This is a genomic window from Kitasatospora sp. NPDC096128 (assembly GCF_040303105.1).
Taxonomy (GTDB): Bacteria; Actinomycetota; Actinomycetes; order Streptomycetales; family Streptomycetaceae; genus Kitasatospora.
On the sequence record NZ_JBEOSP010000021.1, the window covers coordinates 67,057 to 80,379 of the forward strand.

A 13,323-nucleotide genomic window follows, 5' to 3' on the forward strand; every position below is an offset into this window, starting at 1 on the left:
CATCGGCGCTGATCTCCCCGCCGGCACCTGCCGGCGCCGCCCGCCATCGAGCGGCCCTCGATCCCGATGTCCCACTCACGAAGGGACTCGTGAACATCTGCTGAGCGCTCGGCCGAAGGCTTTGCCGCCTCGCCTCGCCGAAAGCAGGAATAGGGCAGGGGCCCGCGGCGCGCGTGTGCGCCGCGGGCCCCTGGCATGTGGCTGGTCGGTCAGGCGGTGTTGGGGGAGAGGGTCCAGAGTTCGTTGCGGGTGCCGGCGCAGTCCCAGATGTCGAGGGTCCTGCCGTTGGTGGTGTCCCAGGCGTGGACGTCCATGCAGCGGTTGGAGGCGGGGTTGTAGAGGCTTCCGTCGCCGCGGAGGGTCCACTGCTGGCCGGGGTCGCCGACGCAGTCGAGGATGCCGACGGGGGAGCCGTTGCCAGTGGCGTTGTCCCGGACACTGACGCACCAGGTGCCGGTGCGCAGGGTGCCGTCGGGGGCGAAGGTGAACTTCTGGCTGATGCCGTTCCAGCAGTCCCATACGGCCAGGTTCTTCCCGACCGCCGGGCCGAGGTTGTCGAGGCACTTGCCGCCGTCGACGGCCGAGTGGACGCTGTAGCCGGCGGGCTTGTTGGGTGCGCCGCGGGAGACGGCGGTGGTGAACTGGGCGATTCCGCCGACGGGTGCGGCGCCCGGGACCTGGCTGATCACGCCGTCGGCTCCGGTGACGAACAGGTCGGGGTTGCCATCACCGTTGACGTCGCCCGGTGAGTCGACGGACGGGTACGCGGCGGTGCCGAAGGAGACCGGCAGTACCGCGGTCGCGGTCGGGCCGGTCCACTGCTGGCTGGTGTTGTTGAGGCAGTCCCAGAGGATGAGGCGGTTGCCGAGGGTGTTCTTGGCGCCGGGGACGGCCAGGCAGCGGGTGGACTGGGGGTTCTGCAGCGTGCCGGGGTAGGGGCCGTCGATCCACTTCTGGGCGCTGCTGTTGTTGCAGTCCCAGAGCTGGATGTTGGTGCCGTTGGCGACCGCGCCGCCGGTGACGTCCAGGCACTTGCCGAGGGCATGGAGGGTGCCGTCGCCGCCGCGGGTGAGGGTCTGGCTGTTGATGCCGAGGCAGTCCCACAGCTGGACCGGGGTGCCGTTGTCGGTGTAGCCGCCGTTGATGTCGGCGCACATTCCGGCGCCGGAGGTGTTCTTGACGGCGGAGACCAGCGCCTGGTGCACTGGCGCGTGCAGGGTCGTCGTGGGCTTGCCGTCGGCGGCGAAGGAGAGCGGGTAGGTGTACAGGGCGCCGGTGACGTTGTCACGGGCCCACAGGGTCGGGGTCCCGCCGACGGTGCCCGGGGCGAGCAGGGCCACCGCCGACCAGTCGCCGTCGCCGAGTTCGCTGCCGGCGCCGAGCCGGCAGCCGCCGGTGTAGGTGCCGGGGTAGAGGCGCAGCCGGCCCTTCTCGACGGTGATCAGGTTGGCCAGGCCGTTCGGGTTGCCGTACGCGCCGGGGGCGACCAGCTGGGTGAGGTTGGCCCAGGTGCCGTCGATCCCGCCCGCGCAGGTCGAGGACGTGCCGAGTTCGGTGATCCGGCTGCCGATGCTGAAGTGGCCGGGCGTTCCGGCGGGGGTGGCGGTGGCGTCGTTGAGGTAGGCGTAGAGCTTATGGCTGCCTTTGTTGTAGGCGAAGAGGTCGTCGACGCCGGACTGGGTCAGCGAACCCCTATGGGCGATCAAGTAGTTGTTCCAGCTGTCCTTCTCGGGGCTCTGGTTCTGGGCCGACGCGAGGGCCGGGGTGGCGGTGAAGTCGCGGTTGCCGGAGACGAGGGTCAGGCTGCCGTTGGACGCGGGCGCCAGGAAGTCGGGGGTGCCGTCGAAGTCGACGTCGCCGGGGACGACCTTCGTGGCCGGGTTCCAGGGGGCGTAGAAGTCGTAGACGGAGGCCTGGGGCTGGGTGTTCCCGGCGCCGTCGACGGCTCGGACGTAGAGGCGGTGAGTGCCCCACTGATCGGGGTTGAGCTTGACCGGGATGTCGGCGGAGGCGGAACCGTCCGCGTCGGGTGTCACCTGGACGGTGTTGGCCCCGACGGGCGGGATGTTGTCGTCCAGGTTGTACTGGAACGCCCTCACACCGCTCTTGACGCATGAGCCGCGGGTGCAGCCGCCAGGGGTCGGGTCGGTGCTGCTGACCTTGATGCTCACGCCCTTGTCACCCGCGTGGGCGGTGGGGACGAGGCCGCTGCCGAGCGGCGGAAAGGCCTGGAGGGTGCCGAACTGCGCCTGCGTCGGTGGTGTGAGGTCGACGTTGAAGTAGCAGGGCACCGAGGTCGGGCCGGTCAGGCCGGTGTCCGAGGCGGTGGCGTTCCAGCCGTACTGATGTCCGTCGGACACCCTCAGGCCGATGTTGGCGCGCCCCCAGCCGGATGATCCGAACTGGGCGCTGCTCGGGTCGCCCACCCCGGCGGGGCCGCCGTGGCCGTCGTCCGCCATGCCGTCCCAGACGTGGAAGTTGACGTTCAGGTTGGCGCCGGGCATCGCCGTGGACGCGTAGGCGTTGAGCGTGATGTTGGAGGCGTCACCGGCCAGGGAGGTCATGCCGATCCATCCCGCGTTGCCCCAGTTGTTGCACGCCGGGCCGCCGGGGCTCTGGGAGTCGGGGCTGGTGTAGAGGGCGTCGGGCGTGTTCGGCGCGATGGTGTAGCTGGCGATGACGTACGGGTCGTTGTTGAACCGCATGAAGTGGTCGATGCCGGTGGAGCGGGTCTCGTCGCCGTACAGGCCGACGGTCAGCGGCCGGCCCTCCTGGACGACCTGGCGCACCGCGCCGGTGACGTCGAAGTTGACGGGCTGGTAGCCGCAGGAACCGTAGGCACCCTTGGGCCACTTGGTCTCGCCGTCCTGGCGCACGCCGGGCTGGTTGTTCCAGTTGGTGCCGCCGTCGAACCCCCAGGTCCATTTGAGGGTGACCGGGGCCGTGGCGTCGCAGCTGTGGGCGGCGCCGTACGTCTCGTAGAAGTAGGCCTGGGCGTGGTCGATGTACATCTGCGGAGTCAGGGCGCCGGTACCGAACTCGTAGAACGAGCGCTCCATGCCGTAGCAGTTGGTCCGGTAGTGCTGGTAGCCCACGCCCTGGCCGTTGTCCTGGGCGACGTCGTACTGCGGGGTGCCGGCGCAGCCCTCCATGACCTGGGCGAAGTGGCTTCTGGTCAGGGTGGCGGGCTGGAAGGTCGGGTCGATGAACAGCGGCCAGGCGGTGCCCTGTCCGGAGAGCAGGGCGGCGTCTGGGGTGAGGGTGAGCGAGTCGGTGTCGGTCTTGACGGCGATGGGGCGGACTTTCGCGCCGTCCCCGGGGCCGTCGGCGGAGGACGACGGTGCGCCGGCCGCCGTGCCGGGGTCGGGGGAGGGGGCGGCACTGTTGGACTTCGCGGGTGACGCCGGGGCGGAGGAGTCCCACATGAGGGGTGCCGGAGCGGTGAAGACCGCCTGGCCGTCACCGGATCTGACCGTGAGGTTCCCGGCCTGGTCGGCGGCGACGGTGAGGTCCTTGGTCGTGGTGCCCAGGCGCAACGTCGCGAGTTTGGGGTTGGCGGCGGCTTTGGCGTCCTTGACGACCAGTACCTCCCGCACGGCTCCCTGGTCGGTGACGGTGACGTGGAGGTCGACACCGGGCAGGACCTCGGGGTAGCGGGCACCCGCGCCGGTGACGACCGGGATGGGCAGCGGGAAGGGGAAGGTGAGGGCCAGGCTGCGGCCCGTCCTGTCGGTGAGCGTGGCGAGCGGGCCGGTGCCGCCGTCGGAGAGCACCACCGCGGAGGGAGTGGCGTTGGGGGACCAGCCGCCGTCCTTGGCGCGGGCCAGTGTGGCGTCGACCGGTGTCCAGGCGCCGTCCTTCTTGACCCGGGCGGCGTGGAGGTGGGTGGTCAGGGTGAGCCTGCCGTCGGGTTGGGCGACGGTGAGCGAGGACTCGGTGGTCAGATCGCCGACGGTGACCGGCTGGCCGCTGGTCCTGGCCTTGAGCCGGGCCGCCTGCACGGCGCCGCCCGGGTCTGGGACAGGGCTGGTGGCAGTTCGGGTGGTTTGCGCGGGATGCTCGTCGAACGGGCGATCGGCCGCGAATGCCGTTTGGGTACCGCCCGCGACCAGTCCGCCGATTGCGGATATCAGAGCAGCACAATGTGCCAATTTGCGTGTTCGGCCATGCCGGACACGACGTGTTTCCCCCACGGATGGTCCCTTTCGGATGGATTGAACCGGAAAGACTCCGCTGTGACGCATCTCACGCCAGCGGGTCGCGGTGCAGGTGGACTGGCAATTCCGAGGCCTTGACCAGCCAAAGGCGGCTGCGGGAAGAACCGCGCCGGAACCGGCGGGTCGCGGGAAGGCTATTGCGTCGTTCGCACCCGTGGCAATACGGTTCCGGCGGCTCGGTCCGGTGGTTTCGGGCTCGACTCGAAGTAAGATGACATCACGTCAGAGGCTGTTGTCCAGTGGGGGGTTGACAGTGCGCTCTAGGCTTCCACGGTTCGGTTCGGGTTCGATCGGACGCCGCCGACGACATCGCGCGGTGACGATATCCGCAGTTGTCGCCGTGATGTCCCTTCTGGCTCCGACGGTATCCGCCGAGGTGGTCGGCGGATACCACTACGCCTATGACGAAAAGGCCTGGCCGACCGGGCCGCTGCCGTCCTTGCCGAAAGTCGACGGCCATCCTGCCAAGGGCGGGGGAAAGGTCGAGGCCAGGCCTCAGGCCGGTTCCCATGAACTGTCGGAACACCACGCGAAACCCGTCCAGTGGCCCGCCGAAAGCACCGTCACGGTCAACGTCGGCAATTCTGCCGGGAAGCCCCGGACGTCCTCGGCCGAAGCCGCGGCCGCCGACGCCCCGGTACGGGCCGGCAGCACACCGGTGCTGCTCGCAGCGCCGGGCTCGGTCCGCCCCGGCGCGAGCGCTAAGAATTCGGCAGTGGCCGACACACCGGCCGAAACCCCGTCCGTCGTCCAGGTCAAGGTCGCGGACCGCGGCAAGGCCCAGGCCGCCGGGGTCGACGGCCTGCTCGTCGGCCTCACCCGTGCCGACACCGGGAAGACCGGGGCGGGCAGCGTCTCGGTGAGCCTGGACTACAACGCCATCGCCCCCGCGTACGGCGGGGCCTGGGCGTCCCGGCTGCGCCTGGTGGCCATGCCCGCCTGCGCGCTGACGACTCCCGAGGTCGAGGCCTGCCGCAGCCGGACCCCGCTGGAGCACCACAACGACCCCGCTGCCGGACTGCTGACCGGCACCGTCACCCTGACTTCCTCCGGTACCCCGGTCCACACGGCCGACTCCGCCGCCCCCGCCGACCGGGAGGCCCCAGCGGCGGCACCCGCCGCGCTCGCGATCGCCGCCGTCGGCGGTGAGAGCGGCGGTTCGCAGGGCTCCTACGCGGCCACCTCGCTTTCCGCCTCCGGCAGTTGGTCCCAGACCGCCTCGGGCGCGTTCACCTACAGCTACCCGGTGGCAACGCCGCCGTCGCTGACGGGATCGGCGCCCTCGGTCGCGCTGTCCTACAACTCGCAAGCCATCGACGGCGAGACCTCGGCCCGCAACTCCCAGGCCTCCTGGATCGGCGACGGTTGGTCGTACAGCCCGGGATTCATCGAACGCTCCTACAAGACCTGCAAGGACGCGGGCATCCCCGGCTCGGCGGACCGGTGCTGGGCGGGGTGGAACGCCACCCTCTCGCTCGGCTCCCACTCGGGTGAACTGGTCCAGGACGCGAACGGCGCGTACCACCTCCAGAGCGACGACGGCACCAAGGTCGAGCGGCTCACGGGCGCCGCCAACGGTCTGTGGCAGGGCGAGTACTTCAAGGTCACCACGACCGACGGCACCGCCTACTACCTGGGCCTGAACCACGCTCCCGGGACGACCTCCGACCCGGCCACCAACAGCGCGTGGGGCATCCCCGTCTACCACCCGAACAGCGGCGACCCGTGCTACTCCGCGGCCGGCGGGAAGTCGTCACAGTGCGACAGCCCGCTCGGCTACCGCTTCTCCCTCGACTTCGTGGCCGATCCGCACGGCAGTCTCCAGCGGTACGACTGGGCGACCGAGACCAACTACTACGGCATGGGCGCCGGCCAGGCGGCGGCCACCGGTGGGAACGGCAAGCTGACCCCGTACACCCGGGGCGGCTACCTGACCAAGATCTCCTACGGCTACAAGCTCGACGACGCCGTTGCGGGCCGCGAGCCCTCCGCGCGCGTCACCTTCGACACCGCCCAGCGCTGTGTCGTCTCCGACAGCGTCTGCCAGGCGTCCAACCTCTCCTCCGCCACCGCGACCAACTGGCCGGACGTCCCGTACGACCTGACCTGCCAGGCGGGTTGGCCCACCAGCGGAACCGGGCCCAACGTCTGCCGGACCAGTGCCGCCACCTTCTGGTCGACCGTGCGGCTGCGCGGCATCCTCACCGAGCTCCGGACCACCATCGGCTGGAACAGCGTCGACCGGTACGACCTCAAGCACCTCTTCTCGGACGCGGGCGGCACCCTCGACCCCGTGACCGGCAACACGGTGGACCCGAAGAACGCGGGTTCACTGCAGTCGGTGATGTGGCTGTCGGAGATCGGGCACACGGGACTGGACAAGTCGGCCGGTGAGAGCACGACTGCCGCGCTGGACCCGGTGACGTTCAAGGGCATCGAGGTCGACAACCGGGTCGACGGCTCCGACCCTGCCGCACCGCCGCTCTACCGGCCGCGGATCTCCGGGATCCAGACGGAGACCGGCTCGTTCATCGCCGTCGCCTACCGGGATCCGGAGTGCTCGCGGGTGAGGGGGACGATGCCGTCCTCGCCCGACAGCAACACGATGGCCTGCTACCCGGTCTGGTGGACCACCCCGGGCGCGGCGAAGCCGATCGCGGACTGGTTCCACAAGAGCCTGGTCGCCAAGGTGACCGTCTCCGACTCCACCAAGGCCGCCTCACCCGCGCAGACCACCGCGTACACCTACAGCAAGGGTGCCGCGTGGCACCGGGACGACTCCGACCTCACGGATGACCAGTACCGCACCTGGAACGACTTCCGCGGCTACCGCACCGTCACCACCACCTCCGGCTCCGCCCCGTACCCCGTCGGCCAGGCGACTGTCGACTACTTCCAGGGCATGGACGGCGACTACAAGGCCGACCAGACCCCGCACAGTGCGCCTAGGCTGGCCAACTCCCTGGGCGAACAGGCCCAGGACAGTCCGTGGCTGGCCGGCATGCCACAGGAGACCACCGTCTACACGGCAGCCGGCGGCGCCGCCGTGTCGAAGTCCCTGGCGGACACGCCGGACCTGAAGAACACGGCATCCCGGCCGCGAACCGCCTGGACCTCCCAGACCGACGGGACCCCGAAGCTGTCCACCCTGCCTCCCCTGGTGGCACGCCGGACCGCGACGGCGGGCGGGCGGAAGCTCGACCTCCTCTCCGACGGCAAGACCTGGCGCACCAGCCGCACCAGCACCCAGTACGACGAACTCGCCCGCCCCTACCAGACGAACACCGACCCGGACAGCGCGAATCCCGCGCTCAGGACCTGCGCCACCGTCAGCTACGCCACACCTCCGGCGGCCAACCCGATGATGCTCGGCTACCCGAGCGAGAACCTCACGGTCTCCGGCCCCTGCGGCACGACTGCCGGCCCGGACACCACCATCAAGGACCGCCGCCTGATCTACGACGGCTCCGCCGACCCGGCCAACCCGGGCACGGTGGGTCTACTCGGCCAGAACGGCTCCGGCAACGGATACGTCACGGCGACGCAGGTGCTGAAGTCCTACGACGGGCAGGGCCGGCCGGTCTACCAGACGGCGAACGCCCAGAGCTTTGACACCTACGGCCGCGTCATCCGGAGCGTCGACCCCGCGGGCAACGTCCAGTCGACCGCCTACACGCCGGCCGGGGACACGCTCCCGACCGAGATGTCGACCACGAGCCCCCTGCAATGGACCTCCAAGAGCACCATCGCGTCCGCCCGCGGTCTGGTCACCCGGGCCGTCGACGCGAACGGCCGGATCACCGACTCCACCTACGACGCCCTCGGACGGCGGACCAAGGTCTGGCTCCCCGGACGGAACAAGGACGACGGCAAGTCACCCGACCGACAGTTCAACTACGCGGTCCACGGATCGGGGAACAACCCCGATCCGTCGAGCGTGACCACCCGGACGCTCCGCGAGAACGAGACCTACAGCACCGCGGTCACCATCTACGACGGCCTCCTGCAGCCGCGTCAGACGCAGACCTCCACAGCCAACAACACCGACGGCCGCCTGGTCACCTCGACCAAGTACGACACCCACGGCCGGCCCGTCATCACCATCCCGACCTGGTCCGACCCGACGACCGCACCCGGCACGGCGCTGTTCGACGAAGTCGAGAACAGCCTTGCCTCGGAGCAGGTGACCGTCTACGACGGTCTGAGTCGGCCAGTGGCGCAGCAGATGCTGGCCAAGGGCAGCCAGCTCTGGCAGTCGACGCGCTCCTACCCCGGCGCCGAGCGCGTCGACACCACCCCGCCCGCTGGCAGCGCGCCGACGACGGTGCTCACCAATGCCCTGGGACAGACCACCTCGTCGGTGCTGCACGGCGGCTCCGGGACCGGCGACGCCACGACCACCTACGGCTACGACCGCGGCGGCCGCCTCCAGACCGTCGCGGACACCGCGGGCAACACCTGGTCGTACGCCTATGACATCCAGGGCAAGCGCATCTCGCAGACCGACCCCGACGGTGGCACGTCCACGACCGGCTACGACGACCTCGGACACGTCACGACGACGACGGATGCCCGCGGCCAGTCGATCTCGCTCACCTACGACGCCGTCGGCCGGGTGACGGGCCGCTACGACGGCACCAACACCTCCGACAGCACCAAGCTCCTGGCCACCTACCAGTACGACACCATCGCGAAGGGCTACCCCACCTCGGCCACCCGCTACGTCGGCGGCGCGAACGGCAGCGCCTACGTCCAGAAGGTCAACGGCTACAACACCGCCTACCAGCCCAGTGGCACCACCACGACGATCCCGGCCGCTGAGGGCAAGCTCGCCGGTGACTACACCACCTCCAAGATCTACTCCAACAACGTCGGTCTGCTCGCCTCCATCGGCTTCCATGCCGAGGGCGGACTGCCCGCCGAGACCCTCGGTTTCGGTTACGACCTCCAGGGCGAGGTCACCCAGGCCGGCACGGCCAACACCCCGCTGCTGGAGACGGCCAACTACAACGCGCGCGGCCAACTCCTCGAGTCCACCTACGGCAAGGCAGGCGGCCTGCTGCGCACCGCGCAGACCTATGACGACGCGACGGGGCGCCTGACGACCAACCGGGTCAGCCTCCCGGGCAACGACACCAACCCCGTCTCGGGCACCACCTACGGGTACGACCAGGTCGGCAACATCACCAGCGTCGCCGAACTCCAGTCCTCCGGAGGCAGGGACCAGACCTTCGACGTCCAGTGCTTCCGCTACGACGGGCTGGCCCGCCTGGCCGAGGCCTGGACCGACACCACCGGCGTCAGCACCCCGACGGCCGGCCAGATCTCCCGCTGCAACAACCCGGACCCGGCACCGATCGCCATCGGTGGACCGGCACCGTACTGGCAGAGCTTCCAGTACAACCTGCTCGGCGACCGCACCCAGCAGATCAAGCACGACGTCACCGGAGACACCTCCCGCGACCTCGTTCAGACCAGCACCTACTCGGGTGTGGGAAGCAAGCCCGCCACCGGGCCCAACACCCTCACCACCGTCACCACCACGACCGGGCCTGCCACCTCCACGCTCACCTCCGCCGTCGCCACGGGCAGCACCCCGAACTGCCTGGACGTCAGCGGCGCGCGCACGGCCAACGGCACCGCGATCCAGTCCTGGACGTGCAACGGCAACGGCGCCCAGAAGTGGACCCGCAACGCCGACGGCACCCTGCGCGCCCTCGGCAAGTGCGCCGCCGCGACCGGCACTTGGCCGGGTGCCCCGATCCAGCTCTGGACCTGCGACGGCAGTGCCGCCCAACAGTGGCAGGACGGCGCCAACGGCGCCCTGGTCAACACCGCCTCGAACCTCTGCATCGACCTGCCGGGCGGCAACGCCACACCCGGTACCGCGGTCGCGCTGTGGACCTGCGGCGGCGGTGCCAACCAGCAGTGGCCGGCCACCGTCAACGCACCGAGCGGCCCGTCCTCCAGGACGACGCTGACCCCGCAGTACGACGCGGCCGGTAACACCACCTCCCGCTCCACCACCACGACCAGCACCCTGCCCTCCGCGGTGCCGACCGGCGCCACCCCGCTGTGCCTGGACGCCTACGGGGCCCAGAACGCCAACGGCACGGCGGTGTGGACCTGGACCTGCAACCGCAACGCGGCCCAGGACTGGACCATCGGCACCGACGGCACCCTGCGCGTCCTCGGTGCCTGCGCTCGCCCCGTCGGCGGCACCGCCGCCTCCGGTGCCCAGGTCGAACTGTGGGCCTGCGACCCGAACGACAGCAGCCAGCAGTGGCGCACCAGCACCGACGGCTCCCTCGTCCACAAGACGTCCGGCCTGTGCGTGGACCTGCCCGGAGGCAACACCAACCCGGGCACCCGCGTCGCACTGTGGACCTGCAACAAAGGCCCCAACCAGAAATGGGGCCCGGGCGGCACCCAGCCCACCGGCGGCGGCACCCAGGCCTTCACCTACAACGCCGAGGGCCGCACCGAGAGCGTCACCACCCCGAGCGTGGCCGGCACCAGTACCTCCCGCTACCTGTACGACGCCAGTGGGAAGCTGCTGATCCAGCGCGGTTCCGACGGCACCGTCCTCTACCTGTTCGGCGGCGCCGAGCAGCTCACCCTCTCCACCGACGGCGCCAACGTGACGGGCACGCGGTACTACTCGCAACCCGACGGCACGGTCGTCGTCCGCTCCGGCAACGGCGGCCTGACCTACCAGCCCACCAACCCCCAGGGCACCTCCAGCCTCCAGATCGACGGCACCACGCGCGCCGTGACCCGCCGGGCCTTCGACCCTTACGGCAACCCCCGCGGCGCCGCCCCCACTTCATGGGCCGACAACCACGGCTACCTCGGAAGGCCCGTCGACACCGGCAGCGGCCTCAACCTCCTCGGCGCCCGCAACTACGACCCGGCCATCGGCCGCTTCCTCACCGTCGACCCCGTCTTCGAGGCGGGCGACCCCAACCAGATGGGCGGTTACACCTACGCGGGCGACAACCCCACCACACTGAGCGATCCGACCGGTCTGTGGAGCTGCGGCTGGTGCTCGACGACGGGGCACTTCATCGCGGGCTTCGTCGACAACGGGATCGGGTGGCTAGCCAAGAACAGTCCGTACGTGGCGATGAACAACGCCAACGTCGAGGTCAACAACGCGATCGGCCGGGACGTCGGCCACCCCGTGTCGGTCACCGGCGACCTGCACTACATCGAGCTCAGCGAACACCCCATGGCGGACATCTTCGGGATTCCGCACAACGACACCGCATACGTCGCCGGCGAGATCGCTGAAACGGTGGTGGAGGTCGCGGCCGACGGCTACGGCCTCGTCAAGCTGGGGTTCAAGGGCGTCAGGCTGGCGACCGAGGCCGTCGCCGAGTCCGGTGGCATCCGCAACGCCCTGCGCCGCCTCTTCGGTGGCGGCCCCAAGCCGAAGGGCGGCGGTGGCGGCGGTGGCGGCGGCCCTGCGGAGCCGCCCGTGGAATCCCCGCACCTTCGTAGCAAGGGACCGACCGACCCCGCGGCCCCGGCCACCCCGAAGGCCGAACCTGCCGCCCCAGCCGAACCGGCGCCACATGGCCGTACCAATTGCAGCTTCACGCCGGACACCCAGGTCCTGATGGGTGACGGTACGGCCAAGGCGATCGGAGAAATCAAGGTCGGCGACCTCGTCCAGTCCGCCGATCAGGAAACCGCGACCGACCAGGGCGCCCGCACGGTCACTGCGACTCTCGTCCACACCGACAACGACCTGATCGATCTCACGATCAAGCCGGATTCCGGTCCCGAGAGCACCATCCACACCACCGCCGAGCACCCCTTCTGGGACGACACCACCCACACCTGGGTACCCGCGGCCCACCTCACTGAGGGCCACGCCCTCAAGACGGTCACCGGCCAGCCCGTGCACATCACCGCCGTCCGCTCTACGGCCGGCACCAAAGAGATGCACAACCTGACCGTCGCTCAGCTCCACACGTACTATGTACTCGCGGGCGAGACGCCGGTCCTCGTACATAACAGCTGCGGGCCAGTCGCGAATAACAAGCCCGGCGATCTGGCGCTTGAGATGATGGAGGCCGACTTTGCGGGAGTAACTCCCATGACGGCGGGCACTCCGGAGTTTGCCCAGGCCACCAGCGGCGGTGGCCGCTTCCTGTGGGCGGTCGGAGAAGACGGCGCCTTGCACATCATTCCGGATGCGCCTGGCCTTCATCACACGGTAATGACTGGCGGAAATGCTGTCATCGGTGCGGGTCAGGTCACGATCACAAGTCGCGGCGTGGTCTCATCTATTGACAACATGACTGGCCACTACACTCCCTGTCCTGAATGTGCGGCACAATTTCTGCAGCGGGGTGTCAGTGCATTCGAGCAGGCAGGGATTCGAGTGCCCTTGTCAGCCATCAAGGACTACGGCGGGAGGGCCCCGTGACACGAACCGAGCAGGACTACCGCGAGCTTCGGCAGCTCCCTCTCGATGAGCGGCGTTTGTGGGTGCAAGGACGGTTCCCGGAAGGTGCGTCGCCTCAATGGTGGCTTGCCATGGTGGAGTCTGCCGAGACGGCTGTAAGCCCTGTGCGGGACCTGTCGGATGATCGGCGCCGAGAGGGCCTTGAGTTTGCGGTCTCTCTGTTGGATCTCGCCCTCGATGAAGGGGGAATGAGTCCGTGCTATTCCGCCTACTGGACGGTGAGGCTGGCAGCGCTCGCGTTGCGATTCCGAACCCCTATTACTCGCTTGCCGGAGGTTGTGACGCCGGATGGCGCGGCGCGGCTGGCACTACAGCGTCTTCCCTTTTCGCGAGAGGAGGCGCTTGTGGTGGCCTCTCGTCGCCGTCATAATCTCCAGCAAGGCGAGGACCGGTTCTACTCGCCTGGTGAGGACATCTCCCAGGGCCTCTATCGCCCATGCGAAGAGGTGCTCCTACTGCAGGAAGTCGAGCGGGTTCTGTCGTCTCTTGTGTGGATTGCTGATCGAATTGCTGATGATCAGCTTTCCAGGGAGATTGGGAGTTGGCTTAACCTGCGGTCAGCATTGGAGATCTAAAGGAAGACTCGAATAGGGTTCGACCGTTTTCCAGGTAGTCAGAAGCCCTCGCCAG

General features: G+C 69.4%; 3 protein-coding genes. 2 read left to right on the plus strand and 1 reads right to left on the minus strand.

Features of this window, described 5'->3' with window-relative positions; all coding sequences use genetic code 11:
• Positions 1 to 209: 209 nt before the first annotated feature.
• On the minus strand, positions 210 to 4,001 hold the full coding sequence (locus ABTY61_RS23385; protein WP_350506990.1) for a ricin-type beta-trefoil lectin domain protein: 3,792 nt from the start codon (positions 3,999 to 4,001) through the stop codon (positions 210 to 212).
• A 931-nt stretch (positions 4,002 to 4,932) separates the two neighbouring features.
• On the opposite strand from ABTY61_RS23385, the gene ABTY61_RS23390 reads away from it, so the two are divergent.
• Entirely contained in the window at positions 4,933 to 12,654 is a 7,722-nt protein-coding gene (locus ABTY61_RS23390; RefSeq protein ID WP_350506991.1) for a ricin-type beta-trefoil lectin domain protein, read from the plus strand.
• The gene (locus tag ABTY61_RS23395) at positions 12,651 to 13,268 is read left to right on the plus strand and encodes a hypothetical protein (protein WP_350506992.1); all 618 of its coding nucleotides are present in this window, start codon (positions 12,651 to 12,653) and stop codon (positions 13,266 to 13,268) included. Before ABTY61_RS23390 ends, ABTY61_RS23395 begins: the two co-directional genes overlap by 4 nt.
• Positions 13,269 to 13,323 lie beyond the last annotated feature (55 nt).